This window comes from Marinicauda pacifica, from assembly GCF_004793635.1.
In the GTDB taxonomy this organism is placed as follows: domain Bacteria; phylum Pseudomonadota; class Alphaproteobacteria; order Caulobacterales; family Maricaulaceae; genus Marinicauda; species Marinicauda pacifica.
In genome coordinates this window covers 757,470-782,409 of the sequence record NZ_SRXV01000002.1, presented here as the reverse complement: position 1 = coordinate 782,409, position 24,940 = coordinate 757,470, and the positions used below count along the sequence as shown (strand labels likewise).

Annotated in this window: 24 protein-coding genes; 10 read left to right on the top strand and 14 right to left on the bottom strand. The window is 65.2% G+C overall.

Features of this window, described 5'->3' with window-relative positions:
* Positions 1-929: 929 nt before the first annotated feature.
* The 4 genes from E5162_RS10010 to E5162_RS09995 form a co-directional block, all read right to left on the bottom strand.
* Entirely contained in the window at positions 930-1,598 is a 669-nt protein-coding gene (locus E5162_RS10010) for a hypothetical protein (protein ID WP_135945086.1), read from the bottom strand.
* A gap of 576 nt (positions 1,599-2,174) precedes the next feature.
* Positions 2,175-4,595: a DNA topoisomerase (ATP-hydrolyzing) subunit B gene (gene gyrB / locus E5162_RS10005; protein ID WP_135945085.1), complete on the bottom strand. Its 2,421-nt coding sequence runs from the start codon at positions 4,593-4,595 to the stop codon at positions 2,175-2,177.
* A 9-nt stretch (positions 4,596-4,604) separates the two neighbouring features.
* Entirely contained in the window at positions 4,605-5,225 is a 621-nt protein-coding gene (locus E5162_RS10000; protein ID WP_135945084.1) for a LysE family translocator, read from the bottom strand.
* A gap of 64 nt (positions 5,226-5,289) precedes the next feature.
* Entirely contained in the window at positions 5,290-6,054 is a 765-nt protein-coding gene (locus E5162_RS09995) for a 2OG-Fe(II) oxygenase (RefSeq protein ID WP_158291272.1), read from the bottom strand.
* 189 nt (positions 6,055-6,243) lie between these two features.
* Here E5162_RS09995 and E5162_RS09990 point away from each other — a divergent pair, with 189 nt between their 5' ends.
* Positions 6,244-6,534, top strand: coding sequence for a DUF2061 domain-containing protein (locus E5162_RS09990; RefSeq protein ID WP_233342090.1), 291 nt, complete (start codon positions 6,244-6,246; stop codon positions 6,532-6,534).
* On the opposite strand, the gene E5162_RS09985 is transcribed toward E5162_RS09990, so the two are convergent.
* The 3 genes from E5162_RS09985 to E5162_RS09975 all read right to left on the bottom strand — a co-directional run bounded on the left by E5162_RS09985 (position 6,531) and on the right by E5162_RS09975 (position 7,741).
* Positions 6,531-7,001, bottom strand: a complete 471-nt coding sequence (locus tag E5162_RS09985; protein WP_206751086.1) for a thermonuclease family protein — start codon at positions 6,999-7,001, stop codon at positions 6,531-6,533. The two genes, E5162_RS09990 and E5162_RS09985, sit on opposite strands and share 4 nt — an antisense overlap.
* A gap of 90 nt (positions 7,002-7,091) precedes the next feature.
* Complete coding sequence (locus E5162_RS09980; RefSeq protein WP_135945081.1) at positions 7,092-7,451, bottom strand: hypothetical protein; 360 nt, start codon at positions 7,449-7,451, stop codon at positions 7,092-7,094.
* An 83-nt stretch (positions 7,452-7,534) separates the two neighbouring features.
* On the bottom strand, positions 7,535-7,741 hold the full coding sequence (locus E5162_RS09975; protein ID WP_135945080.1) for a DUF1674 domain-containing protein: 207 nt from the start codon (positions 7,739-7,741) through the stop codon (positions 7,535-7,537).
* Between the two features lie 96 nt (positions 7,742-7,837).
* On the opposite strand from E5162_RS09975, the gene htpX reads away from it, so the two are divergent.
* From htpX to E5162_RS09950, 5 genes are all read left to right on the top strand, one after another.
* Positions 7,838-8,788: a zinc metalloprotease HtpX gene (gene htpX, locus E5162_RS09970; RefSeq protein WP_135945079.1), complete on the top strand. Its 951-nt coding sequence runs from the start codon at positions 7,838-7,840 to the stop codon at positions 8,786-8,788.
* Positions 8,789-8,857: 69 nt separating this feature from the next.
* The gene (locus E5162_RS09965; RefSeq protein ID WP_135945078.1) at positions 8,858-9,286 is read left to right on the top strand and encodes a DUF4149 domain-containing protein; all 429 of its coding nucleotides are present in this window, start codon (positions 8,858-8,860) and stop codon (positions 9,284-9,286) included.
* A 105-nt stretch (positions 9,287-9,391) separates the two neighbouring features.
* Positions 9,392-10,132, top strand: a complete 741-nt coding sequence (locus E5162_RS09960) for an extensin-like domain-containing protein (RefSeq protein ID WP_135945077.1) — start codon at positions 9,392-9,394, stop codon at positions 10,130-10,132.
* 78 nt (positions 10,133-10,210) lie between these two features.
* On the top strand, positions 10,211-10,534 hold the full coding sequence (locus E5162_RS09955; protein ID WP_135945076.1) for a hypothetical protein: 324 nt from the start codon (positions 10,211-10,213) through the stop codon (positions 10,532-10,534).
* The gene (locus E5162_RS09950; RefSeq protein ID WP_135945075.1) at positions 10,531-11,988 is read left to right on the top strand and encodes a methyl-accepting chemotaxis protein; all 1,458 of its coding nucleotides are present in this window, start codon (positions 10,531-10,533) and stop codon (positions 11,986-11,988) included. The genes E5162_RS09955 and E5162_RS09950 overlap by 4 nt, the downstream gene beginning before the upstream one ends.
* 69 nt (positions 11,989-12,057) lie before the next feature.
* On the opposite strand, the gene E5162_RS09945 is transcribed toward E5162_RS09950, so the two are convergent.
* From E5162_RS09945 to E5162_RS09930, 4 genes are all read right to left on the bottom strand, one after another.
* The gene (locus E5162_RS09945; protein ID WP_135945074.1) at positions 12,058-12,603 is read right to left on the bottom strand and encodes a baeRF12 domain-containing protein; all 546 of its coding nucleotides are present in this window, start codon (positions 12,601-12,603) and stop codon (positions 12,058-12,060) included.
* 207 nt (positions 12,604-12,810) lie between these two features.
* Complete coding sequence (locus E5162_RS09940; RefSeq protein ID WP_158291271.1) at positions 12,811-13,302, bottom strand: hypothetical protein; 492 nt, start codon at positions 13,300-13,302, stop codon at positions 12,811-12,813.
* A 108-nt stretch (positions 13,303-13,410) separates the two neighbouring features.
* The gene (locus E5162_RS09935) at positions 13,411-14,586 is read right to left on the bottom strand and encodes an SO2930 family diheme c-type cytochrome (protein WP_135945072.1); all 1,176 of its coding nucleotides are present in this window, start codon (positions 14,584-14,586) and stop codon (positions 13,411-13,413) included.
* Positions 14,583-15,803 (bottom strand): parallel beta-helix domain-containing protein, encoded by a 1,221-nt coding sequence (locus E5162_RS09930; protein WP_135945127.1) that lies wholly within the window; start codon positions 15,801-15,803, stop codon positions 14,583-14,585. The genes E5162_RS09935 and E5162_RS09930 overlap by 4 nt, the downstream gene beginning before the upstream one ends.
* A 287-nt stretch (positions 15,804-16,090) precedes the next feature.
* Between E5162_RS09930 and E5162_RS09925 the strand changes: the two genes are divergently transcribed.
* Together E5162_RS09925 and E5162_RS09920 are read left to right on the top strand one after the other, a co-directional pair.
* Positions 16,091-16,504: a hypothetical protein gene (locus tag E5162_RS09925; RefSeq protein ID WP_158291270.1), complete on the top strand. Its 414-nt coding sequence runs from the start codon at positions 16,091-16,093 to the stop codon at positions 16,502-16,504.
* 155 nt (positions 16,505-16,659) lie between these two features.
* Positions 16,660-17,046, top strand: a complete 387-nt coding sequence (locus E5162_RS09920) for a hypothetical protein (protein ID WP_135945070.1) — start codon at positions 16,660-16,662, stop codon at positions 17,044-17,046.
* A gap of 33 nt (positions 17,047-17,079) precedes the next feature.
* On the opposite strand, the gene E5162_RS09915 is transcribed toward E5162_RS09920, so the two are convergent.
* The 3 genes from E5162_RS09915 to acnA form a co-directional block, all read right to left on the bottom strand.
* Positions 17,080-17,676, bottom strand: coding sequence for a hypothetical protein (locus E5162_RS09915; protein ID WP_135945069.1), 597 nt, complete (start codon positions 17,674-17,676; stop codon positions 17,080-17,082).
* A gap of 40 nt (positions 17,677-17,716) precedes the next feature.
* On the bottom strand, positions 17,717-20,491 hold the full coding sequence (gene polA, locus E5162_RS09910) for a DNA polymerase I (RefSeq protein WP_135945068.1): 2,775 nt from the start codon (positions 20,489-20,491) through the stop codon (positions 17,717-17,719).
* Between the two features lie 154 nt (positions 20,492-20,645).
* Positions 20,646-23,321 (bottom strand): aconitate hydratase AcnA, encoded by a 2,676-nt coding sequence (acnA, locus tag E5162_RS09905; RefSeq protein ID WP_135945067.1) that lies wholly within the window; start codon positions 23,319-23,321, stop codon positions 20,646-20,648.
* Positions 23,322-23,621: 300 nt separating this feature from the next.
* Here acnA and ccmA point away from each other — a divergent pair, with 300 nt between their 5' ends.
* Positions 23,622-24,221, top strand: a complete 600-nt coding sequence (gene ccmA, locus E5162_RS09900; protein WP_158291269.1) for a heme ABC exporter ATP-binding protein CcmA — start codon at positions 23,622-23,624, stop codon at positions 24,219-24,221.
* Positions 24,218-24,886 carry a heme exporter protein CcmB gene (locus E5162_RS09895; protein ID WP_135945065.1) on the top strand — a complete coding sequence of 223 codons (669 nt, stop codon included), beginning with the start codon at positions 24,218-24,220 and terminating at the stop codon, positions 24,884-24,886. Before ccmA ends, E5162_RS09895 begins: the two co-directional genes overlap by 4 nt.
* Positions 24,887-24,940: the final 54 nt, after the last annotated feature.

The following is a 24,940-nucleotide window of genomic DNA, read 5'->3' as shown; positions in this document are numbered from 1 at the left end:
CTGATTAAGCTCAGCGCGAAGGGACCGGGCCGGATCGCGACCTCCCCAAAGGGGGTCAGGAACCCAACGGTCTCCTTCGCGCCCCTAATCTGGCACAGCTCCAACACACAGGAACCCAGAGAGGGCGGGGTTCCGTCATCCGATCCTTCGAGGGCCGCTGCGCGGCCACCTCAGGATGAGGGCGCAGGTGACATCTGACCCGGACATAGAAAATATATTTCAAAGTCATAGCCCCAACTCGCTCCCCTCATGCTGAGGTGCTCGCTGTCAGGCGAGCCTCGAAGCATCGGAGGGCAAACGCAGAGAGTGACCCTTGCTCCCCGGCGCAGGCCGGGAGCGGAGATGGAATGGCGGGGTTTCAGCGTGGGGTGTGCGTGCGTGTGACCCCCAGCACCTTCACCTGCGCCGGCGTTTCGCCGCGCAGGGATGGGAGACGGGGGACGCGGGAGGGATCGCGAACCGGTAGGAATAGTGCGCTTTGTTGATAGGCCCACGGGCCTCCCGCGCCACGATGATTTTACAGCCGTCCAGACCCTTTGGCGTAGCGGATTTCCACCTGCCTGCCGGATCGTGTCCCGGACACTGCCGGGACGTCTGCGCGGGGTTTCCACCGGATCTAAAGCGGGGCAACGCGGCTCCCCGGCGGACCTTCACGCCTCCTCGATCCTGCGAGGCGGTATCTGGAATGCGGCCCTTTCAGACCGCACAGCACCACCGGCCGCTCTTTCATCCGCGCGGGACGTTAGACCGCGCGAACTCGAGGCATCGCCCCCACCGCCACACACTTCGGACGCTCCGGAAGGCGCCCCCGTCAGTCACGGTGAGGTGAGAGCAGTATGGGCGAAATTGAGGGGAGGGGGATAAGCTTGAGTTCAAAGCGGAGAATACTCCGCCGAAAGGCGAATTTGCGATTGCACTGGGTCCCTCTGTCACCTGTATTCGCCTCTCAATAATTCCCATCTACGCAAGATCTGTTGATACCGGGCGTCAAACTGCTCGATAGCACCGTCCGGCACATTCGTATGCTCGAAACTAAAGCCGCGTCCTCTCAAAACGTCGAGAACCATAAAACAATCAGGATCATCGTCGGGGAATGCCGCGCGTAGCGTCGCTAAGGCGAATTCTGCAGAATGGGTGGTTAGTCCGGGCTCTTCCGTGAAATACGGATAGATAAAGCGATGATAGCTAGTTCCGGCAGAAATACTGAGAAGGTTCTGGATTTTAACTTCTACATTCGCGCCTGGAAGCAGACATGCGCCACGAAGTTCTTCCTGATACGGTCGAATGGGTTCGTTGCGTTGAGCGCGAAAGGGTGCCCACCAGCGAAGAAAGCCACCTTGCAGCAAGCGATAAAGTCGTTCCCGATTGTGGTTCCGCTCTATCCTATCTTCTGTTGCTTCGCCCAAATTAGCATCGCGAAAAACAAAATCCTTGGCATCCGCCCAAAAAGGTGAATGGAAGTCAGGCCCGCCTCCACTTTGTCCTTCGTCTTTTCGGATCACCTGTCGAATATCTTTACGGAGCTCGCGATCTAAAGAAGCTCCGTTTAGCATTGAGAGACATAGCGCTTTACGTAGATGGGGGTGATGTACACTCACAGAACTGCCCTCCTTCGACTAGAAGGAGGCGATTCGTAGTTGTAGTGAAGGCAGGCTAATCGTCCGCGGGACGAAGCGGAGTCAGCTCCGGAGCTTTGGGGCTAACTGAACAATGCGGAGGGTCTTACGATTTCGCCTATATACCTCCCACCATGCATGCCCAACTGAGCCCACAGCGTAGGCCACGCAAAGTCCGAATCCATACTCAACGCTAATTCCTGTAGATAATGAACTATGGGCTGCGGCAAATCCGAAGATGAGCAAAAAAACGCCAATAACGGAATAGGCAATCATCACAAACTGGAAACGCATGGCTCGGGGTACTAACGACAACCGCTTGATCAATTCACCATGACGCCACTGGCTTACTTGTGTTTGGAGCGCGAAAGAGTTGTCAACGCCATTCCAAAATACATAGGCAACCGCGAGCGAGACTAGAGAGGCCGTAAATAACGGTGCACCTTCGGCTCCAAGCGAAAGCAAACCACCGCTTGCGATGGCCGCCAAAGCTCCCAGAAGGGGTTGAATCTTAGACGCTTCCAGCGCCTTTTGCTCTGCTGGCGTCAAAGTAGACCCCTAAACATCCACCTCCGCTTCCAGGGCGAATTCCTGGATGAAGTCGCGGCGCGGTTCGACGACGTCGCCCATGAGCTTGCTGAAGAGCTCGTCGGCGGTATCGGCTTCCTGGACGGAGACGCGCAGGAGGGAGCGGGCGTCCGGATCCAGCGTGGTTTCCCAGAGCTGGCTCGGGTTCATTTCGCCCAGACCCTTGTAGCGCTGGATCTTCATGCCCTTGGCGCCGGCTTTCTGGACGGCGGTCACGAGACCCCAGGGGCCGTAGATCACGGCCTCGTCGCCCTTGCGGCGGAAAATGGCCGGGCCGGTATAGTCGCGCGCCAGGTTCGCGGCGCGTTCGGACAGGCGTTTCGCATCGGGGCTGGCGAGGATCTTGTTGTCCAGGATCACGGTCTCGGTCACGCCGCGCACTTCGCGCTTGACGATGAGCGAGCCTTCCGGGGCCACCGTGCCGTACCAGTCCTGCTCGCCCTCGTCGGAGGAGCGCGCCAGGCGGGCGGCCACATCCTCGGCCTGGGCCTGCGTCACGTCGGGATGGAGTGCGCCGGACAGGGCCGCCGCTTCCAGAGCGAAGGCGGGGGCGCGGGCGGTCAGGCGCTCCAGCGCCAGCACGACGCCGCGCGCTTCCTTGACGCGTTCGGCGAGATCCTGGCCGGTGAGGACTTCGCCGTTATCGAGCTCCAGCGCGGCCTCGGCCGAGCCTTCCTCGATCAGCGAATTGTCCATCTCCGTCTGGTCGGTCATGTAGCGCTCGGACTTGCCACGCGTGACCTTGTAGAGCGGCGGCTGGGCGATATAGAGATGGCCGCGCTCGATCAGCTCGGGCATCTGGCGGTAGAAGAAGGTGAGCAGGAGCGTGCGGATGTGCGCGCCGTCCACGTCGGCGTCGGTCATGATGACGACCTTGTGGTAGCGCAGCTTGTCGTAGTCGATCTGGTCGCGCCCGATCCCGGTGCCCAGCGCGGTGATCAGCGTGCCGACCTGGTCGGAGCCCAGCATCTTGTCGAAGCGCGCGCGTTCCACGTTGAGGATCTTGCCGCGCAGGGGCAGGATGGCTTGGTATTCGCGGTGACGGCCCTGCTTGGCCGAGCCGCCGGCGGAATCACCCTCGACGATGAAGAGTTCGGACTTGGCCGGGTCTTTCTCCTGGCAGTCGGCCAGCTTGCCGGGCAGCGAGGTGATGTCGAGCGCGCTCTTGCGCCGTGTCAGCTCGCGCGCCTTGCGCGCGGCCTCGCGCGCGGTCGCGGCCTCGACGATCTTGGCGACGATCTGCTTGGCCTCGACCGGGTGCTCTTCCAGCCACTCGTTCAGCTTCTCGTTCATCAGGCCCTCGACGGCCGGACGCACTTCGGAGCTGACCAGCTTGTCCTTGGTCTGGGACGAGAATTTGGGATCGGGCACCTTGACCGACAAGACGCAGGTCAGGCCCTCGCGCGCATCGTCGCCGGTAATGGCGACCTTGGCCTTGCTGGCGATCCCGGAATTGGCCGCATAGGTGTTGATGACGCGCGTCAACGCGCCGCGGAAACCGGCCAGGTGCGTGCCGCCATCGCGCTGGGGAATGTTGTTGGTGAAGCAGAGCACGTTCTCGTGATAGCTGTCATTCCACTGCAGCGCGGCCTCGACGGTCACGCCCTCGCGCTCGCCGGTGACCAGGACCGGTTCGGTGAACAGCGCCGACTTGGTGCGGTCGAGGTGTTTGACGAAGGCGGCGACCCCGCCTTCGTATTGCAGCACATCCTCCCAGATTTCGGTCTCGCGTTCGTCGCGCAGGACGATGCGCACGCCGGAATTGAGGAAGGCCAGCTCGCGCAGGCGGTGCTGCAGGCGGGTGCGTTCGAAGACGATGTCGGAGAAGGTTTCCTGGCTCGGCAGGAAGCGCACCATCGTGCCGGTCAGGGGCTTGCCGTTTTCGCGCATCGGTGCCTTGCCGACGACTTTCAGATCTTCCCCGTTTTCCGGCTCGCCATGACAGAAGCGCATGGCATGCTCTTCGCCATTGCGCCAGATGGTCAAGTCCAGCCATTCGGACAGCGCGTTGACGACCGAGATTCCCACCCCGTGCAGGCCGCCGGAGACCTTGTAGGAATTCTGGTCGAACTTACCCCCGGCGTGCAGCTGGGTCATGATGACCTGCGCGGCGGAGACGCCTTCCTCGGTGTGGATCTGGGTCGGGATGCCGCGCCCGTCATCCATCACGCTGGCCGAGCCGTCGGCATGCAGCGCGACGGTGACCTCGCTGCAATGGCCGGCGAGGGCTTCGTCGATGGCGTTATCCACCACCTCGTAGACCATGTGGTGCAGGCCGGAACCGTCATCGGTATCGCCGATATACATTCCGGGGCGTTTGCGCACGGCGTCCAGGCCCTTGAGGACCTTGATGGAGTCGGCGCCATATTCCTGATTCGTATCGTCTGACATGGGTTGTTTCTAGCGCAGGAGAAGCAGGAGGGCCACGCCTAGCATCACGAGCGCTGTGGCAAGATCAGCCCAGCGCCGGAAGCCGCGTGTGAGCAGGAAGTCGCGCGCCCGGTGAGCCAGGCCCACATAGGCCCCGGCGAAGAGTACGAACATGGCGAGCATGATGGCGATCATGGCCGCATAGCTGACCGGCGTGACCTGTGACAGGTCGAAGAAGGCGGGCAGGAAGGAGAGGTAGAACACGATCGCCTTCGGGTTGGAGAGCGGCATGGTGATGCCGACCAGATAGGTGGCGGCGAGACCGCGCTTTGTCACGGCAGGAATCGGCGCGCCGGCCGGCTTGGGCTTGAGAAAGCCGTTAAAGGCATTCCAGGCAAACCAGAGCAGCACACCGGCGCCGGCGAACTTGATGATCAGAGCCAGGCTGTCGAACTGGCTGGCGGCCGACAGTCCGGTAATGGCGACGGTGAGCCAGAAGATGTCTCCGGTCAGGATTCCCAGCCCGTAGGCCACGCCATGGGCGGGGCCGCGGTCGAGCGTGCGCGCGATCATCGCGGCATTGCCGGGACCGGGGGTCATGAACAGGACAAAGATCGCGCCCGCGAACAGGGCCAGGGAATGCAGCGTCATGGCGCGAGCCCATAGCCTGCCCGGACGGGCGGGAAAAGCACCGTATCAGGCGCGCCTGCCGGGTTCAGGCGCCAAGCGCGGGTTCGGCCCCGGCGCGGGCCCAGCCGGTGATGGCATAGCGCGCGTCCGGCGCGAAGGGTGCGACCACGCTGACGGCGTGGGGCTGGGGCACCTTGAAGAGCATCAGCCGGTTGAAGCGCGGCACCAGTCCGCGCCAGACATCGCCGGCTTCGTCGAGCAGCTGCAGCTGGCCGCCATGATCGGCGCGCCAGCCCTCGGTCAGGTTGAGCACGAAGGCGGCACGACGATTCTTGCCCGCCACATCATCGTCATGCGTGGTCAGGAAATGGCCGGCGCGGTAGCGCGTCAGCTGGCAGTCGGTGAAGGCGATATCGTCCTCGCCCGACACCTCGCGCAGAAGCTGGAGAAAGGGCTCGCTGCGCACCAGGTCGAACGCGGCGCGCAGGACCGGATCGTCCAGCGTGCCGTTGCGGCCGCCTTCATACAGGGCGAAATTTTCGTAGAGATACTGAAAGCCGGACACCGCCTCGCGATTGACCAGCGCGTGGAAGGCGTCCTTCTTGCTCTGGGGCACAGTCTCCATCGCAGCCGCGTCGAAGGAGCGGTGCTGGCCCTCGATATGGGTCACCAGCGCCCAGTAGGGCCAGGACTTGATCCGCGAGACCAGCGCGCTCGCGCTGTCCGGGGCCAGCACGCCGTCCACGCCGGTATAGCCGTGGGCCTCGAAGTCCGCGCGCGCTGCGCCTGTGTCCAGGTCCGGGGCGAGCGTCAGGCGCGGAGAGGACGAAGCGTGTTTGCGCGCAGCCATTGATATCGCAGTCCATCGTTGAAACCGGTCGGTCGCGGGTAAGCCTTGCACCGCGCCGCGGCAAATTAAAGACCGGAAAGATTCGCCGCCTACCATAGACGCAGCCTTCACAGAGCATCGGAAGTCTTCATTGGCCAGATGCAAATTTGCGAACTATTCTCATTCGCACAACTGACGAGGAAAACCCCGATGTCCGATGCGATGCGTGAAATCCGGTCTGCCGCCTTCCCGCCGCAGCTGCGCCTGCCGCGCGGCGTGCTGAAGACGCTCTCCTATTCGCTCATGCATTTGAGCGTGGCGATGAGCGTGGCCTATCTGCTGACCGGCAGCTGGAAGGCGGCTCTCGCCATCGGGCTGATCGAGCCGGCGGTGCAGACACTGGCCTACACCTTCCACGAACGCGCCTGGGTGCGGGCCGGCGCGGCGCAGGGCGGATCGCCCGCGTGCGGCCATCGCTATCGGTGCGCCCCGCAGACCTAGTCGCGCGAGGCGGTGCCTTCGGCCGGACGCTCTGCCGGATCTTCGGCCGGGCACCAGCTCGACTGGCCATAGGGTTGCGCCAGGCCGAGCGCGGTCAGCTGCGCGGAGAGATCGCGGCCGTCCGCAGTCTGCAGCCGGGCGACGACACGACCGGCGAAACTGCCCAGCGATACCTCGGTCAGGAAGACCGTTGCGCCCTCGGGCAGCCAGCCTTGCACGGTGCGCGCCGCGAGCTCGCCCAGGCTCCGCTCGTCCGCACAGTCCGGCCGGCGGATTTCCGGCGTATCGATGCCGGCCAGCCTGACGCGGGTCTCCACGCTGTGACCCGGCCAGATATGCGCGCGCACCGCGATCGTATCTCCGTCGATCACGCGCACGATTTCGGCCGGAATCGGGCCGGGCAGGGCGGCAGGCTGGGTCAGGGCAAGAGCCGCAATCGCGCCAACAGAGGACAGAGAGCCGAACATGCCCAGAATATAGGAAAAAATTCTTTTGCTGGGAAGAGAAGTCCCTGCCATCCGCCGGGATCGGCTGGCCTTGCCCGCCCGACTCGCGCGTCAGCGCGGTCCGATGACCCGGTAGGCCTGGCGTCCGGCACCGGGCAGGACAAGCGGGCGTTCGCCGGCGCGATAGGGCCGGGCGTAGATATAGGACCAGGCCGGACCCTGCTCGACGCCTCCGGTCAGAGTGACCAGCGCGACAGCATCGAGCGAGATCGGGTCGCCGGCGCGCACCGGCGCTGGCTCGGAGTGGTGATGCCGGTCGCCATGGCGGGGCGCGTATCGGGCGTCGTACCGGGTGTCGTACCGGTCGGACTCAACCGCTGCCGTTCGCGTCTCAGCCTGATAGGCGTCGGCGCCGCCCGATGGGGCGCCGGCCAGACTCTGGGAGAGGGCGAGAAGTCCGGTAACCAGCATGTGTTTCAGGTTAGCACAGGGTTAACTCTCTGTCGCCTGCCGGCTCGGCGGGGGCGAGGCGCGGCAGGCGCCGGGAACAGGCCCTAGAAATCGTAGGTAATGCCCTTCTTCTCCCAGTCGCCGAAGCGTGTGGGTTCGGGTCCGGCCGGGCCGTTGATCTCGGTTTCATCCGGGGCGGCATCGGGCCGGGGCTCTGCCGAACGCCGCGCCTCCGCTTCGGCCAGCGCGCGCTCGGCGGCGGCCTTCACGCGGGCGGCGCGCTCGTCCTGGCTATCCGGGGTCTCACTCATCTTGCAGGCCTTTCTGCGCTTTCCCATCTAGATAGGCATGAAAACCGCCCGGGCAAAGCCGGGCGCGTGCGTTGGACACGAGGACATCAGCAGACCATGACCGCGAACGGGTTACGCACCTTTGTTCTACTGGCGGCCCTGACAGGCCTGTTCATGGGCGTCGGCTATCTGGTCGGGGGACTGACCGGGGCGCTGATCGCCTTCGTCATCGCCGCGGCGATGAATGCCTATGCCTACTGGAATGCCGACAAGATCGTGCTGCGCCTGTACAAGGCGCGCGAGATCGGGCCTGACGAGCGCGATCCGGCTCTGCTTCAATATGCGCGCGACGTGGTCTCGATGGCCGATGGCGCACACATGCCACGCCCGCGCATCTTCGTGATCGAGAACGACCAGCCCAACGCCTTCGCGACCGGGCGCGACCCGTCCAATGCCGCCGTGGCGGCCACGAGCGGCCTGTTGCGGCGCCTGAACCGCCAGGAAGTCATGGGCGTCATGGCCCACGAACTGGCGCACGTGAAGAACCGCGACACGCTGACCATGACGGTCACCGCGACCCTTGCCGGTGCGATCGGCTTCCTGGCAAATTTCGCGCTCTTCTTCGGCGGCGGACGCGAGCGCGGCGGCATGCTGGCCGGCATCCTGATCGCCATTCTGGCGCCCATGGCCGCGGGCCTGGTACAGATGGCGATCAGCCGGGCACGCGAATACGACGCCGACAAGGGCGGGGCGGAGATCTGCGGCAATCCGCTCTGGCTGGCCAGCGCGCTGGAAAAGATCGAGCGGTTCGCCCGCGGCGGCGTCAACGACCAGGCCGAACGCCATCCCGCGACCGCGCACATGTTCATCATAAACCCGCTCAACGGCCAGGGTGCGGACAATCTGTTCTCCACCCACCCGTCCACCGCCAACCGGATCGCCCGCCTGCGAGAGCTGTCCGGAGCCGCGCCTGCACCGTCCGCTGGCCCGTGGGGTCATCGCGGCCCCTGGGGCGGCAGCCTGGACGAGGACGAGTCCGAGCCGCCGGTGCGCGGCCCGTGGGGCTAGGCGCGGGATACAAATGCGCCGTCATCGGCTTATAGTGAGTCAGCGAAGCTGATTTCACAGGTACCCCCCATGAACGAACAGAGCGTCTTTGCCCTCTGGCCCATCCTGGCCTTCCTGTCGATCGGCGGGGGAATCGCCACCATGGTCTTCTTCGCCGCCATCGTGACGCCGACCGCCTTCCAGAGTCTGGGCGAGGAAGCAGCCGGCCCGTTCGTCCGGGCCCTGTTCCCGGTCTACTACCTGTTCTTTCTGATCCTGGCGGGCCTGGCCACGCTGTTCGCCCTGCTCGCCCAGGCCGAGTTTGCCGCCCTGCTTCTGGCGCTGGTCACTGGCGGTTTCGCCTATGGACGCTTCCTGCTGACGCCGGCGATCAACACGGCACGCGAAAGCGAGGACCGCAGCGTGTACAAGAAGCTTCACCGGCGCGCGGTCATCGTCAACATCGTCCAGATCGCAGGCTTCGTCCTCGCAATCCTTCTGATCGCGGGCCAGTTCTAGAAACGGGTCCGCCACCGCTCACGAGCGCGGTCTACCGGGGGCGGCGCCTCTGCCTCGCCGCATTACCGACACGCGCACGGCACATGACGGGCCCATATACCGGTGATGGATCAACCCGACCCCGATACAGCGCATTCGCGCTGGCTTCACCGGCTGACCATACTGGCCTGGATCATGGCTGCGGCGTGCCTCGGCGCGCTCGTCGGGCTGTCGATCATGCTGACCCCGGACCGGTACAAGCCGTGGACACCGCTTACCCTGGACGTGCCGTCCGGCCCGCTGGTGGAAACCAAGCTGGCTCAGCTGCGCGGCGATTTCGACGCCTGCTTGACCACGCTCGAAAGCGGAACGCTAGGCTTCTCCATTGCAGAGGAGCGCGATGGCGCGGGCGCGTGCGGGTGGGAGGAGGCCATCGTGATCGAGGAAGCCTCGGCCCCCTTCTCCGGGCCGCAGCCCGTGGTGACGCGCTGTGCCCTGGCCGCCGCGTTCAATCTCTGGGAGCGAGAAACGCTATTGCCCGCGGCCGAACGTCATTTCGGCGAGCCGGTCACCGAGATCCTGCACTACGGCACCTATAGCTGCCGCCCGGTGAACGGACGCGAAGGCGCGCGGCTGAGCGAGCACAGCTATGCGAATGCCATCGATATCGCCGGGGTCCGCCTCAATGGGGGACGTGTCGTGCGGGTGCAAAGCGGCTGGAATGGCGAGGCCGACGAGCGCGCTTTCCTGCGCGAACTCCACGAGGGCGGATGCGACGTCTTCCGCGGCGTCATCGGACCGGACGGGGACAGCCGGCATCTCGATCACTTCCATTTCGACATGGGCCCCTGGGACTTCTGCCGTTAGGAGCCGGTCGACAACAAAGCGTTTACTTCAAGACGTCATAACAGGTCATTCACGATATAACAGACCGGGACGGGCTCCATGAAATCGACGCTTCTCTGGCCTCTGCTCGCCGGCCTCATGGTCATCAGCGTGCCCGTGGCCGGCGCGCTGCTGACCCCGGTCCCGGACGGACAGGTCGCCGCGCTCTACCCGCCCGGCTGGAGTCAGGCCCGCATTTTGACCGAGACGGCGCGCGGGGAAGCCCGGATCGTCCGGTTTGGAAGCATCTCCAATATCGCGATCCTCGCACCCGGCCCGGGCGGCGCCAAAGCCCTGCGCGCCGGCGGCGCCCTGTTTGTGTTTGACCCCCTCATTCTTGGCGGCTGCCTGACCGGCACTCGCCCCATCGGAGCTACGGCATGACCCGTCTTGCGCGCGTCCAGAACCAGGCTTCGGGCCTGCTTCTTCTGATCCTGGCCATCGGAACAGGAATATTCGCCGGTATTTGCCTGTTTGTAGCGCCCGACAAGGTAATCGCGGGCACGGCCATGCTCGCGGCGCTGTCGGGTGTGGCTTTCATGTCCTGGCGCAACGCGCCCGCCAGCAGCGTGTCGCGTGCCACCATCGCGATCGCGATGATGGGGCTGCCCGCCGTGCTGACCTTCATGATGAGCGGCCGCGCCTGGCAGCTCGACATGCACATGACCTTCTTCGCCAGTCTGGCGATCGTGACCCTGCTGTGCGACTGGCGTGCGCTACTCGCCGCCGCAGGTGCCACGGCCCTGCACCACCTGGCGCTGAACTTCTTGCTGCCCTGGGCGGTCTTCCCCGAAGGCGGCGATTTTGCCCGTGTCGTGCTGCATGCCGTCATCGTGGTGGGCCAGACCGCTGCGCTGATCTGGCTCTCGCACCGGATCACCGTGGCGTTCGAGGAAGCCGAGCAGGCCATCGTCACGGCGGAAGCGGCCAACGAGCAGGCGCGCGCCCTGATGGCCACCGAGCGCGAACGCGACTCCGAACGCGAGCGGGCGCGTCAGGTTGCCAGCGCGGCCGCCCGTACCTTCCAGGACGGCGTGAAGAGCGTCCTTGGCGAAATCGAGACGGCGTCGGCCGAGATGGCCGAGCTGGCCGGGAAACTGACCAATGACGCGCGCGAGACGCGCACCGGCGCCGACAGCTCGGCCAAGCTCGCCCAGGATACCTCTGCCCATGTCCAGTCGGTGGCGTCCGCGGCGCAGGAGTTGGCGGCTTCGATTTCCGAAGTCGCTCGCGTGCTGGAGGGGGCGGATGCCATCTCCGAACGGGCAGCCGAGGAAGCCACCCGCGCGGGCAGCAGCATCCATGAACTCAATACCGCGGCGCGTGAAATCGAGGATATCGCGCGCCTGGTCGGGGACATCGCCGAGCAGACCAACCTGCTTGCCCTCAATGCCACCATCGAGGCCGCCCGGGCCGGAGATGCAGGCAAGGGGTTCGCGGTGGTGGCCAGCGAGGTGAAGGCGCTGGCCGATCAGACCGCAAAGGCCACGGGCAATATTTCCTCGCGCATCGAGGCGCTGTGCAAGGCGGCAGACGGCGCCGGGGAAGCCCTCGAGCGGATCGGCAAGACCATCGAGGAAGTGCGTCAGGCCTCGGGCAGCGCGCACGACAATTTCGCCGAACAGTCCGGCGCAACGGGCGAGATTGCCCGGCTGGCGTCGAGCGCCTCGCAATCGACCGACCAGGTGGGTGCGCAAGCCAATACGGTGACGGCCGTGGCCCAGCGCACCGAAACGGCGGCGCGCCGGTTCGAGGCGGCCTCGGGCAATCTGCGCGAGGCGGCGGGCCGGCTGGACGAGACCCTGCAGACCTTCACGCGCCAGATCGACGCCGCCTGAAGACTGGCACCGTAAAAAGGCCCGCCCGGATGCCTCCGGGCGGGCCTTGTTCTGTCGCTCGCAAGCCTCCTAGCCCTGGCCCGGGCCGGAGAGTTCGCTGTGAGAGGGGCGCGGCTCGTCAATCGCATCGGCGAGCAGGGCCTTGATCCGCTTTTCCAGCTTGTCGACCGGCTCGTTGACCACATCGACATCCTCTTCGAGCAGAACCTTGTCCTTCAGCTTGTGAGAGTAATGCTCGCGGCCCTCGCCCAGTGCCGTACTCGGTGCGAGCAGAATGAGCTGGTCGAACGTGTCCACGCGCGCCTCTTCATTGAGCCGCTCGATCATGCGTCCGACAAAGCGCTCCTTCTCCAGCTCGTGGCGGTCCGTCTGCTCGACCGAGGAACGTCCGTGCGCCGCCTGCGCGTCGACGCCCTTGCCTTTCGACCCGCTGCCGGCATCCTGCATGCGCCCGGGCGCATCGGTGGTCTGTTCGCGGTCGGGGGGATTATCGTTGTCGAACGAGGACACGACCTTCAGGTCGGGCGCGTCGTAAAATCCCTGGTTTTCAAGGAACAGGGCCTTGCCGCCGTCAAAGGCGACCACCCAGAGCTTGCGGTCGGGCATCGGTCGCATGCGATATCCTCCTGTGTTCAGGGGTGTCAGATAACTGACAAACCCCGCAGTCAGGAGCGCGGTTCCGCGAAGGAGTCAGGCCACTCACGAAAAGCCCGGCGCACCATCAGGCGTGCCGGGCTTTTCACTCGCGTCTGAGTACGGCGCTCTTGCGAGCCCCGCGTGGACAAGGCTAGGGCCTATTCGGGACCGGATTCAAGCGTCTTCTCAGCTGGATGAGGCCGTAGCGCTGAACGTGGACAGGCAAGCGTCTTCCAAATGCCACACGCCGTCGATCTCGACGAAGCGGCAGGCGGCGTGATCGACCCCCGGCGTGCCAAGCGCCAGCTGAGACGGGCTCGCCGCCTGCAGCGCGTCGAAACGTCCGTTTGCAAAGACATAGGTCGTGCGCGCATTGCGCCCGTCGGCCGCATCGTAGAGGCAGAGCGGCGGGCGCATCAGCACCGTGCGCACCGAGCGGTCGCCCATGCGGCTGCCGAAGACCTGGGCTTCGAGCGCCGGGTCCAGGTTGCGCAGGCGCGCGGCGGTGGCGCTGGCCGAGGGCGCCATCGCGCTGGCGACCGTTGCCTCGTCGTGGGCCACGATCGCCCCGAAAAGCTGGCGCTCGGCATCGGTCGGAGGGCGGCATTGCGGCGTGGTGGCGCAGGCGCTGGCCAGAAGGCCCGCGGCCATCGCGGGGAAGATGAAGCGGCGAAGCATGGCAATGACCTGTTCAGCAGAAGAAGCGGGACGCGCATCAAACTGCCCCGGATCGATGCGCACGCCAAGGGGCGTGTGCGCGCCTTCGCGCTTCGATCCGGCGAAAGCTCAGGCGTCCTCGCAGGATCCGGCGAGTGAGTCGATCCAGGCGGCTACGAGCGCCACGCCTTCGCGGTCGGCAATCGACCGGCCGAGTTCCGGCATCATGATGTCGGCCCGGTCGCTTTCCATGCGGTGGACCAGGATGGAGGCGTGCGCATCGCCGGGGATGATCGAATAGCGGCGCCCGCCCGTTCCCCGGCCGGCGGCGATCGGCGGCTTGCAAAAGCCCAGATTCGGCCCGGATGGCTCGGCCCGGTTGAGATAGAGCCCGGACGTGTCGGCCGGGCCGGTACGTGAATGGCAATGCGCGCAATTGATATCGAGATAGCTGCGCGCCGCCGGCTCAAGCATGGCCTGGAGCGGCATCGCGCCCGACCAGGCCGTGTTGGCCGGAGCCTCGCCAGCCTCCGGCCCGCCTGCCAGCAGGCCGCGGGCGCGCCACTCGGCGAGCTGGTTGGCCGGCCCCTGCGCATAGTCGAACTCGCGGTTGAGATGGCGGGCGGCCGGTCCGATCGGCCGGATGCCGCCGTCACCGGTGTCGGTCTCGTGGCAATTGGCGCACTGGTTCACATTCGGCACCATGTAGGAGAGCGGCTCGCGCATGCCGCCGGCATCGACCAGCGTCAGGTCCACGAAGGCGCCCGAGCGGGACAGATGCGCCTCGCGCTGATCCTCGTCCCAGACATAGGGCAGCGCGTCCCATCCCGCCTCCCGGCGCACCAGGATACGCGTCTCGATCAGGCGTACCCGGGAGAGGTCCAGCCCGCCCTGCTCGAAATGGATCAGGGACTCGCGCGTGCGCGCCACGGCGTCGAAGCTCTCCCCGTCTCCCGCCCCGGCGCGGGGATAGTAGAAGGTCTTCGTGATGACCGTGCCGACGGGAAAGTCGAAGCTGTCCTGCGGGTCATAGGCAGCCGGCTGCGCGCCGTCGGGAAGCCAGACCGTGCGCAGCTTGACCGCGTAGTCTGAAAACAGCGCGGTGTTCAGATCGTAGGGCAGGACGCCGGGACCGGGTACGAGCCGACCGTCCATGATGGAGAGCTGGCCCCATTGCGAGAGGGCCTCCGGGTTGGCGCTTTCGTGATATCGCGGCGCGGCTGCCTCGCCCCGGCAGGCCGCCAGCACAAGCAGCGCGGCCCCGAGGGCGCAGACCAGCCCCGCGGCATGGCGCGCTGACCTCAAAGCTCGAGCTCCACCGGATCGAGCGGCTCAAGCGTGCAGTCGAGCGTCAGGCGCTGGATGTCTGCATTGTCGTTCGGCCCGTCAATGTTCAGCGTCTCGGTGCCCGGTGCGCAGATACGCAACGCGGCGGGCATCTGCCCGTCGACCATCTTGTCCGCGTCGACATAGCCGTCCCAGAGCACGTTCGGCAGGCGGCCTGTCGGCCCGGCGACGGCCAGCTTGAGAGCCTGCAGCTCCAGCCCGTCCGGATTGCCACCGCCGCCTTCATAGCTGTTGGAGTGGATGTAGATGCCTTCGGGATAAGGGTCGAAATCGTCACTGACGCCGAGTTCGGAGAAGCCGGCGCTGAACAGCGAGGAAATGATGACGTTCGCCGTGCGGTTATTGCGCAGCGTGTTGTTGAAGATTTCCACATCGTCATTGGAGTTCACGATGATGCCCGTCCCGGCCGGCACGCTGGCAACCGGCGTGCCCTCATGGCCGAAATTGGCGGTGTTGTTCTCGTAGACTTCATTGTCGTAGACGCGTGTGCCGGCGCCGGGACGCGGCAGGTTGGGCATGTTGAAGACCAGGATGCCGCCGGTATTGTTCGTGGCGACATTGGCGTAGACGTCGGCGTGGTTGGAGTTCTCGATCTCTATGCCGGCGACATTGTACTCGGCCCGGTTGTTGCGCACGACGATCCGGTCGGACTGACCCACATAGATGCCGGCATCGGACGCCCCGATGGCCACCGAGTCCTCGATCAGAACATCGGTGGTCTGGACCGGGTAGAGCCCGTACGCGCCGTTCTCGGTCGCGGGGCCGTTCGTCCATTCGACGCGCACGCCGCGGATCACGATATTGTCGCCGTCGGTGATCTTCACCGCGTCGCCGATCGTGTCTTCTATGGCGAGGTTTTCCAGTGTGAAATTGTCCGCACCGGATACCAGCAGGCCCTCGGCGCCCTGGCGCTGCTCGGCAAAGGAGAGAATGGTCTCGTCCATGCCCTGGCCGCGAATGGTCACATCGTCGACGGTGAGCGACAGGCCGCGCTCGATGACGAAGACACCGGCCGGGATTTCGATCACGTCGCCGGGCCGGGCGTCCAGCAGCGCCGTCATCAGCGTCTCCTGGTACTCGCGATCAGCCTCGCTGACATCGCGGGTTTCGGTCTCGCCACCGCAGGCGGCCAGCCATAGGGCGGCCCCGGCCATGCTGATCCAAGCGCTACGCATCATACGTCCTCCCTGTCCCGTCGTGATTTCATGAACCACGTTCACAGAGAGCCTATGCCGGGAAGCGCCGGTCTGTCGAGAGGCTCGCCGGCCAACAGAATAGTCAAGGCCTTCACCCGTGTCGCAGCGTTGTATTCGGCTGGCACGAAGTGGCATTAAATATTCATATCGGCCGGCGCGGTCCAGCGGGGAAAACAATAGGAATGTCAGCTATGCATTAATAGCGGTACTCACCAAGGAGTTGTAGGGTTAACACGTTGCTGACTTGAACAGTGAGCGGGGACTGCGTGTCTGGCGATATCAAGATCATGTATGAAAGAGCGACGGGCCTTGTCGTGGCAAAGGTCGCTGGCCGCTACGAGCAGTCCGAGGCGGAACGCCAATGGTCGCAGATCGATCTGGTCTGCAAGGCGAACCATACCCGGTTCATCCTCTTTGATGCGCGCGAACGCGACTACGATGTCGACCCGTCTCTGGCCTTTGCCGGCTTCGTACGGCTGGCCGAGCGGGCCGTCGGAAAGACGATCGCGACCGTGCACCGCGACACGCACCGCGATATCGGTATGGCCGGGATGCTGGCCGGGGAATCGGTCTGGAACGAGGTACGGTTTTTTCTCGATGAGGAAGCGGCGCGGACCTGGCTTTGCCGTGAGGCGCGCGCCGGCAACTCTGAACCGCCGGCCGCGGCTGCCTACGCCTGAGAAGACGGCAACTGAACCAGGCCGGCTCCGGCAACGTATTAAAACGCAGGGAATTTCCGCGCCGGCCATATGGTATTTTCTTGACAGTCAGCACAATGCGAAGTGCACCTTGTTCTTGCCGGAGGGTCACAGCGAGGGCGGCGCAGGAGGACGGCATGCGAACCCATGAAATCTCATACGATGACGCAGCCCGCATCGTCGTCGTCCGGGTGTCCGGGCTATGGCGGGCCGACGCGGCCGAGCAGCAGTGGCGCGAGACGATGCAGGCCTGCGCAGAGCGCGGTGTCTCGTGCATCCTGCTGGATGTGAGAGAGCAATCCTACCCGTTCGATGCCCAGGAGGCCTTCACCCTCTTCGCCGGCACGGTCAAGACCGTCCAGGGAAAACTGGTCGCGATCATGTGCCGGCCCGAACATGTGTCCTTCATCGCCGCCGGTCCGGCAATCGGCGATGCAACCTGGAACCATGCACGCTTTTTCTTCGAGGAAGCCGACGCCAGGCACTGGCTTGAACAGACCCGCTCCGACGCTGCCGACGGCTAGGCGCCACGGCCAGGCCGAGCAGGCACGCCCCGGTCAGCGCCGGCGGCGCACTGCCTCGAACGCCGTTCCGCCATTGGCGTAGACCGGCAGGCCGGGCGGGGGCAGCAGAATATTGTTGTAGCGCGTATGAACCCGGCCGCGCTCGAACCGGGCCAGCTCGGCGGCCCGGTCCGGTGCGAGATCGGGCATGGCGGCATAGACAAATTCACCCAGCGAGCAGGCAAGCCAGGTCTCGGGGGTAAGGTCGGGGCCGTCATAAAATGGGTTGAGCAAGCCATCCGAGCGGATCAGCGCGGCGAAGGCGGCATGCTCCTCGGCGTCAAAGCCATAGTGGCGCGCGATCGGCGCTTTGCCCGCTTCTGCCTGGTAGGCTGCGCGCAGGCTGTCGGGCAGATCGAAGCCGTCATGTTCGAGCGCGAAGCACGCCATGGCGGCCGCGGGGCGTTCGAGCACCGTGCCGGGGCGCTCGCCGGACCCGCCCCCGATCACGATCTGATCGGTGCGGCAGGCAAAATCTCCATCCCATCCGGTCTCGGTCACGAAGCCGGGAATGTCCTCGAGCGGACGATACACCGGGACAGGCCCGAAATAGCCGACAAGCTCGTGAGGGTAGGAGTCGATATAGCTCACACACGCCTTCCTTCTTCCGACGCATCGAGGAGGCTTCGCCCTAGTGGGCCTGGCCCCAGGTCTTCGCCGCCTTGGCTTCGACGTCGAGCGGGACCGAGAGCTGGACCGCGGGCAAGGCGGCCTCGCTCATCACGGTCTGGGCCAGCACAATAAGCCGGTCGGCCTCGTCCTCGGCGCATTCGAACACCAGTTCGTCGTGCACCTGGAGCAGCATGCGCGCCTTGAGGCCGGCCTCCTGCAGGCGGGATTCCATCACGATCATGGCGCGCCGGATGATGTCGGCGGCCGCGCCCTGGATCGGCGCGTTGATGGCCTGGCGCTCGGCGAACTGGCGCACGGACGGGTTCTTGTCCTTGATGCCGGGCAGGTGAATGCGGCGCCCGAACAGGGTTTCGACGTGGCCGGTGGCTTTCACCGCCGCTTTCATCTCGTCCATATAGGCGCGGATTCCGGGAAACTTCTCGAAATAGGCGTCGATATAGGCCTTCGCCTCGTCGCGCCCGATGCCCAGATTGGCCGACAGGCCGAAGGCGGAAATGCCATAGATGATGCCGAAATTGATCGCCTTGGCCTTGCGCCGGGTGACCGGGTCCATCTCGTCCATCGGCACGCCGAACATTTCAGACGCCGTCATGGCGTGAATGTCGTGACCGGCCTTGAAGGCCTCTTTCAGCGCGTCAATTCCGGCAATGTGCGCCAGCAGGCGCAGTTCGATCTGGGAATAGTCCGCCGCGACCAGGACATGGCCGTCCTCGGCCACGAAGGCTTCACGGATTTTGCGCCCTTCCTCGGTGCGGATCGGAATGTTCTGAAGGTTGGGCTCTGACGAGGACAGGCGTCCGGTGGAGGTCGCGGCCAGCGAGAAATTGGTGTGAACCCGGCCGGTATGCGGATTGATCGCGTCTTTCAGCGCGTCCGAATAGGTCGATTTCAGCTTGGCGAATTGACGCCAGGTCAACAAGGCCTGGGGCAACTCATGGCCTTCGGCGGCCAGCTGGTCGAGCACGCTGGCATCGGTCGACCAGGCTCCGCCCTTGGTCTTCTTGCCGCCGGGCAGACCCATCTGGCCGAACAGAATCTCGCCGATCTGCTTGGGGCTGCCGAGATTGAAGCGCGTCCCGGCCAGTGAATGGGCGGCTTCCTCGCTCTCGGCCATCTTCTGCGCGAAATCGGAGGACAGGCGCGAGAGCTGGGCCACGTCGACACGAATGCCGGCAAGCTCCATGCGCGACAGCACGGCGGGCATGGGCCGCTCGAGCGTCTCGTACACGGTCGTCAACTTGCGCTGGGCGAGAGACGGCTTGAGCAGCTCGTAGAGGCGCAGCGTGATATCGGCGTCTTCGGCGGCGTACTCGGTCGCGCTCTTCAGGTCGCATTGCCCGAAATGCTTCTGCGATTTTCCCGACCCGCACACTTCCTTGAACGTGATGCAGGTATGTCCCAGCAGCAGGTCTGCGAGCTCGTCCATGCCGTGCCCGTGAAGGCCGGATTCCTGCACATAGGACAGCAGCATGGTGTCATCATAGGGCGCCACCGCGATGCCGTAGCGGGCAAAGACGGAGAGGTCATACTTGAAGTTCTGGCCGACCTTGAGAACGGACGGGCTTTCCAGAAGCGGCTTGAGATGGCCCAGCGCGGTGTCGAAATCGATCTGTTCGGGCCGCCCTCCGCCGTCGGCCAGGTCCCCGCCTTCATGGGCAAGCGGAATATAGCAGGCCTGGCCCGGGGCGACGGCGAGCGAAATGCCGACCAGATTGGCGTGTGTGGCCGACAATGCGTCGGTTTCGGTATCGACCGCGACGACGCGGGCTTCACGGGCGCGGGCAATCCAGGTTTCGAGCTGAGCCAGCGTCTGGACGGTTTCATAGGCGGACCGGTCCACCGGCGCGGTGGCATCTCCGGTCTCGTCGGCCGGCCCGGCGCCCAGCCCTTCTTCCACCCGGCGCGTCAGGGTGCGGAACTCCATCGAGCGAAGGAAGGTCAGCAGGCGGTCGGGATCGGGATCGGCGGTGCCGAAGTCATCCATGGCGGCGACGTCGGCCACATCGGTCTTCAGCGTGACAAGCTGTCTGGAGATGCGTGCCAGCTCGGCATTCTCGATCAGTTTCTCGCGGCGCTTGGGTTGCTTGATCTCGTCAGCGCGCGACAGCAACCCGTCCAGATCGCCGTATTCCTCGATCAGCTGGGCGGCGGTCTTGATCCCGATGCCGGGAACGCCGGGGACATTGTCCACGCTGTCGCCGGCCAGGGCCTGCACGTCGATGACGCGCTCGGGGCCGACGCCGAACTTCTCGCGCACCTCGTCCGGTCCGATCCGTTTGTTCTTCATCGGGTCCAGCATGGTCACCTGCCCGTTGACCAGCTGCATCATGTCCTTGTCGCTGGTGGCGAGCGTCACGCGCGCCCCGGACTCGACGGCGAGGCGGGCATAGGTCGCCATGATATCGTCGGCCTCAAAGCCCTCCATCTCGATGCAGGGCAGGTCGAAGGCGATCGTCGCCTCGCGGATGAGCGAGAATTGCGGCACGAGATCCTCGGGCGGCTCGGGCCGGTGGGCCTTGTAGTGCTCGTAGATCTCGTTGCGGAAGGTCTTGGCCGAATGGTCGAAGATCACCGCCATATGCGTCGGCTGATCCTCGCCCTTGAGGTCCTCGAGCAGCTTCCACAACATGTTGCAGAAGCCCTGGACGGCGCCGACGGGCGTCCCGTCCGAGCGCGTCAGGGGCGGCAGCGCGTGGTAGGCGCGGAAGATATAGGCCGACCCGTCGACGAGATAGAGATGAGAGTTCGCGTCGAGCGCACGAGTGACGGCCATGGGAAGGTCTCCGGGGGAGTGATCGTGACTGGAGCGGCAAGGTAGTGGGCCGTGCCGGGCGGGGCAATCGGCCAGCCTGCGTCCGGACAAGACTTACAAAAAAACCCCGGTCCGCCAAACGGACCGGGGTTCTTGAAGGCGGGCGGTAACAGGCCTAGGCGGCGCGCTGGCGCAGCACGTAGTGCAGGATGCCGCCATTCTTCAGGTAATCGAGCTCGTTCTCGGTATCGATGCGGGCCTTCAGGTCGGCCGTCTTCGTCGAGCCGTCCTCGAACTCGACCGTCATCTTCACCGTCGCGCCCGGCGTCAGGCCTTCGATGCCGTCCAGGCTGACGGTTTCCTTGCCGGTAATGCCGAGGCTCTCCCAGCTGTCATCGCCCGTGAAGACCAGCGGGGTCACGCCCATGCCGATCAGGTTGGAGCGGTGGATGCGCTCGAAGCTTTCCGCGATCACGGCTTTCACGCCGAGCAGGCGCGTACCCTTGGCCGCCCAGTCGCGCGAGGAGCCGGTGCCGTATTCCTTGCCGCCGAAGACAACCAGCGGAATATCCTTTTCCTGGTACTTCATGGCGGCGTCGTAGATCGGCATTTCCTCGCCGGACGGCTGCAGCTTGGTCACGCCGCCTTCCACACCGGGAACCATCTGGTTCTTGATGCGGATATTGGCGAAGGTGCCGCGCATCATGACCTCGTGATTGCCGCGGCGCGCGCCGTAGGAGTTGAATTCGCGCGGCTCGACACCGTGCGCCTGCAGGTATTCGCCGGCCGGGCTGTCAGCCTTGATCGAACCGGCCGGGGAGATGTGGTCGGTCGTGATGGAGTCCGCGAACAGGCCGAGGATGCGGGCATCCTTGACGTCCTTGGGCGGGGTCACGTCGGTCGACATGCCCTCGAAGAAGGGCGGGTTGGCCACGTAGGTGGAGTCCGGCCAGTCATAGGTCAGGCCCCCGGACGTCTCGACTTTCTGCCAGTCCTCGTCGCCCTTGAACACGTCGGCATAGCGGCTCGCGAACATCTCCGGCGTGACGGCCGATTTGACCGTTTCGGCGATTTCGGCCGAGCTCGGCCAGATGTCCTTCAGATAGACCGGCTCGTTCTGGTCGTCATAGCCGATCGGGTCCTCGGTCAGGTTGATGTTCATCGAGCCGGCCAGCGCGTAGGCCACGACCAGCGGCGGCGAGGCGAGATAGTTCGCGCGCACGTCCGGGTTCACCCGGCCTTCGAAGTTGCGGTTGCCCGACAGGACGGAGGTGGCGACCAGATCGCCTTCGGTGATCGCCTTGGAGATTTTCTCCGGCAGCGGTCCCGAATTGCCGATGCAGGTGGTGCAACCATAGCCGACCAGGTTGAAGCCCAGCGCGTCGAGATCGTCCTGCAGACCGGCCTTGAGCAGGTAGTCGGTGACGACCTGGGAGCCCGGCGCGAGCGAGGTCTTCACCCACGGCTTGACCTGCAGGCCCTTCTTCAGGGCGTTGCGCGCCAGAAGGCCCGCGCCCAGCATCACCGTCGGGTTGGAGGTGTTGGTGCACGAGGTGATCGCGGCGATCACGACATCGCCATGGCCGATGGAATAGTCCTCGCCTTCGACCTTCACGCGCTTGTTGCCGTCCTCGAGCTTCTTGAACTCGCGGTCCAGCTCGGTGGCAAACGCGTCGGCGGCGTCGGTCAGCAGCACCCGGTCCTGGGGACGCTTGGGCCCGGCGATGGCCGGCACCACGTCATCCAGGTTGAGATGCAGGGTGTCGGTATAGACCGGCTCGGTCGTGCGGTTAGGACGGTACATGTCCTGCGCCTTGGAATAGGCCTCGACCAGTTTCACGCGAGACGGGTCGCGCCCGGTGGCGGTCAGATAGTCGATCGTGGCGTCGTCGACCGGGAAGAAGCCGCAGGTCGCGCCGTATTCGGGCGCCATGTTGGCGATGGTCGCCACGTCTTCCAGCGAGAGGTGGTCGAGGCCTTCGCCGTAGAATTCGACGAACTTGCCGACCACGCCCTTCTCGCGCAGCATCTGCGTGACGCGCAGGACCAGATCGGTCGCCGTCGCGCCCTCGGGAAACTTGCCGGTGATCTTGAAGCCGATGACTTCCGGGATCAGCATGGAAACCGGCTGGCCCAGCATGGCCGCTTCGGCTTCGATGCCGCCCACGCCCCAGCCGAGCACGGCCAGGCCGTTGATCATGGTGGTGTGGGAGTCGGTGCCCACCAGCGTGTCGGGATAGGCGTAGGTCTTGCCGTCCTCGTCCTTGGTCCAGACCGTCTGCGCGAGATATTCCAGGTTGACCTGGTGGCAGATGCCGGTGCCCGGCGGAACGACGCGGAAATTGTCAAATGCGCTCGCGCCCCATTTGAGGAATTTGTAGCGCTCGCCATTGCGCTCGTATTCGCGCTCGACATTCTTCTTGAAGGCCTGGTCGGTGCCGAAGACGTCGACCATCACCGAGTGGTCGATGACCAGGTCGACCGGAACCAGCGGATTGACCGATTTGGGGTCGCCACCGAGCTGCTTGGTCGCGTCGCGCATCGCGGCCAGATCGACCACGGCGGGAACGCCGGTGAAGTCCTGCATCAGCACGCGCGCCGGGCGGTAGGCAATCTCGTGATCCGACTTGCCGGTCTTCGTCCATTTGGCAATGGCTTCGATGTCGGCCTTGGTGACCGACTTGCCATCTTCGAAGCGCAGCAGGTTTTCCAGCAGGACTTTCAGCGTGTAGGGCAGCTTCGAGACACCCTCCAGACCGTTCTTCTCAGCCTCGGTCAAATCGAAATACGTGTAGGTCTTGCCGTCCACATCCAGGTCGCGGCGGCAGTTGAAGCTGTCCATTGAAGCCATGAGAATTCCTCGTTCGATCGATCGGGCGGAAACAGGGGGCGTTTCCAGAGAGTGGCTGCCTCGCATCGCCAGGGACGCTGCGGCGCATCATTTCTTGTCGCGCGTTTTAGCCTTCACCGGCCCGGCCTGCAATAAGCGGGACATCGAAGCCCCTGTTTTGCAAATGAGAATAACTCTCACATGTCCAAACCAGTCCGGTCCGCGCGTGTCGCCGGTCCAGCTCCTTCCCGCGGGCCCGGTCCCGGGCTGCGGCTTCCTGACCGTTTGCCCGCCCGATCAAGATCGCGTAAGCGGACGGTCATGAGCACCGGTGGCGCGCCCTTTCTCATATCGGTCAAGGACCTGACGCTGGACCGCGGCGGGCGCCGGCTGGTGACCGGACTCGCTCTGCGTGTGCGTTCCGGCGAGGCTTTCGTGCTTACCGGACCTAACGGCTCGGGCAAGACAACGTTCCTTCGCGCGCTTGGTGGGCTGGTTAATCCCGCTGCCGGCGAGATCGAACGCCCGGCACCGGAGGCGATTGCCTTCCTGGGCCATGCCGATGCGCTGAAACCGGGCGAGACGGTACGCGACGCATTGCGGTTCTGGGCTGCCTTCCAGGGCGGCGCCGAGATGACGGTCGAGCACGCATTGTCCCGTTTCGCCATCGCCCATCTTGAACGGCGCGCCTGCGGCCGCCTGTCGGCCGGCCAGCGGCGCCGCGTTGCCCTGGCGCGCATTGTGCTCTCTGGACGCGCGCTCTGGCTGCTCGACGAACCGGCCGCCCCGCTCGACACACGCGGGCGCGCCCTGCTGGCCGAGGCCGTGGAACGCCATTGCGCCGCCGGAGGCGCCGTGATTGCCGCCACCCATGTGGATCTTGGCTGGCCCGGGGCCCGGACGCTGGAGTTTGGATCGTGAGTGCGCTGGCCGCCCTTTTCCGGCGCGAATTCGCCCTTGCCTGGGCCGGGGGCGGCGGCACGGCCGGACCGGCGGCGTTCAACCTGGCCGCCCTCGCCCTGGCGCCGCTCGCGATCGGACCGGCGCCGGATATCCTGCTGGCCGCGGCCCCCGGCATCATCGCCTTCGCCATGCTGCTCTCCACGCTGCAATCGGCCGAGCGTTTGTTCAGCGAGGACGCGGGCGACGGGACGCTGGAGCTCTACGTGCTGTCGGGGCAGAGCTTCGCGCTGATCTGCCTGGTCAAGAGCCTCGCCTTTGCCCTGGCCGTGTTCTGGCCGGCGCCCCTGATCGCGCTGCTGGCCGGCATCGCCTACGGCATGAGCGGTGAGGCCAGCCTTGTGCTGGCGCTGGCGCTCGGTCTCGCCGCGCCCGGACTGGCCCTGGTCGCCGGCTTTGCCGGCGCGCTCGCCGCGGGCTTGAAGCGGGCCGGCCTGCTGATCGCGCTGATCGCCGCCCCGCTCCAGGTGCCGGTGCTGGTCTTTGCCGCCGGCGCCGGTCGCGCCGCCATAGACCAGACGGGCACGGCGGGCGCTAACCTTCTTCTGACCGCGGCCTTTTCGCTCGCCGCTTTGGTGCTGGCTCCGGCCGGAATCGCGGCGGCGCTCAAGGCGCGTCTGGAATAGGTGCGGCGTGCTGACGCTTGCCCAAATCGCCCGCCGGGCTTAAGTCGCAGGTCC

Bases quoted from the DNA above. Each gene is read 5' to 3' on its own strand.
- gyrB (WP_135945085.1), bottom strand. From the start codon at position 4,595: ATGTCAGACGATACGAATCAGGAATATGGCGCCGACTCCATCAAGGTC.
- E5162_RS10000 (WP_135945084.1), bottom strand. From the start codon at position 5,225: ATGACGCTGCATTCCCTGGCCCTGTTCGCGGGCGCGATCTTTGTCCTG.
- E5162_RS09995 (WP_158291272.1), bottom strand. From the start codon at position 6,054: ATGGCTGCGCGCAAACACGCTTCGTCCTCTCCGCGCCTGACGCTCGCC.
- E5162_RS09990 (WP_233342090.1), top strand. From the start codon at position 6,244: ATGTCCGATGCGATGCGTGAAATCCGGTCTGCCGCCTTCCCGCCGCAG.
- E5162_RS09985 (WP_206751086.1), bottom strand. From the start codon at position 7,001: ATGTTCGGCTCTCTGTCCTCTGTTGGCGCGATTGCGGCTCTTGCCCTG.
- E5162_RS09980 (WP_135945081.1), bottom strand. From the start codon at position 7,451: ATGCTGGTTACCGGACTTCTCGCCCTCTCCCAGAGTCTGGCCGGCGCC.
- E5162_RS09975 (WP_135945080.1), bottom strand. From the start codon at position 7,741: ATGAGTGAGACCCCGGATAGCCAGGACGAGCGCGCCGCCCGCGTGAAG.
- htpX (WP_135945079.1), top strand. From the start codon at position 7,838: ATGACCGCGAACGGGTTACGCACCTTTGTTCTACTGGCGGCCCTGACA.
- E5162_RS09965 (WP_135945078.1), top strand. From the start codon at position 8,858: ATGAACGAACAGAGCGTCTTTGCCCTCTGGCCCATCCTGGCCTTCCTG.
- E5162_RS09960 (WP_135945077.1), top strand. From the start codon at position 9,392: ATGGATCAACCCGACCCCGATACAGCGCATTCGCGCTGGCTTCACCGG.
- E5162_RS09955 (WP_135945076.1), top strand. From the start codon at position 10,211: ATGAAATCGACGCTTCTCTGGCCTCTGCTCGCCGGCCTCATGGTCATC.
- E5162_RS09950 (WP_135945075.1), top strand. From the start codon at position 10,531: ATGACCCGTCTTGCGCGCGTCCAGAACCAGGCTTCGGGCCTGCTTCTT.
- E5162_RS09945 (WP_135945074.1), bottom strand. From the start codon at position 12,603: ATGCGACCGATGCCCGACCGCAAGCTCTGGGTGGTCGCCTTTGACGGC.
- E5162_RS09940 (WP_158291271.1), bottom strand. From the start codon at position 13,302: ATGCTTCGCCGCTTCATCTTCCCCGCGATGGCCGCGGGCCTTCTGGCC.
- E5162_RS09930 (WP_135945127.1), bottom strand. From the start codon at position 15,803: ATGCGTAGCGCTTGGATCAGCATGGCCGGGGCCGCCCTATGGCTGGCC.
- E5162_RS09920 (WP_135945070.1), top strand. From the start codon at position 16,660: ATGCGAACCCATGAAATCTCATACGATGACGCAGCCCGCATCGTCGTC.
- polA (WP_135945068.1), bottom strand. From the start codon at position 20,491: ATGGCCGTCACTCGTGCGCTCGACGCGAACTCTCATCTCTATCTCGTC.
- acnA (WP_135945067.1), bottom strand. From the start codon at position 23,321: ATGGCTTCAATGGACAGCTTCAACTGCCGCCGCGACCTGGATGTGGAC.
- ccmA (WP_158291269.1), top strand. From the start codon at position 23,622: ATGAGCACCGGTGGCGCGCCCTTTCTCATATCGGTCAAGGACCTGACG.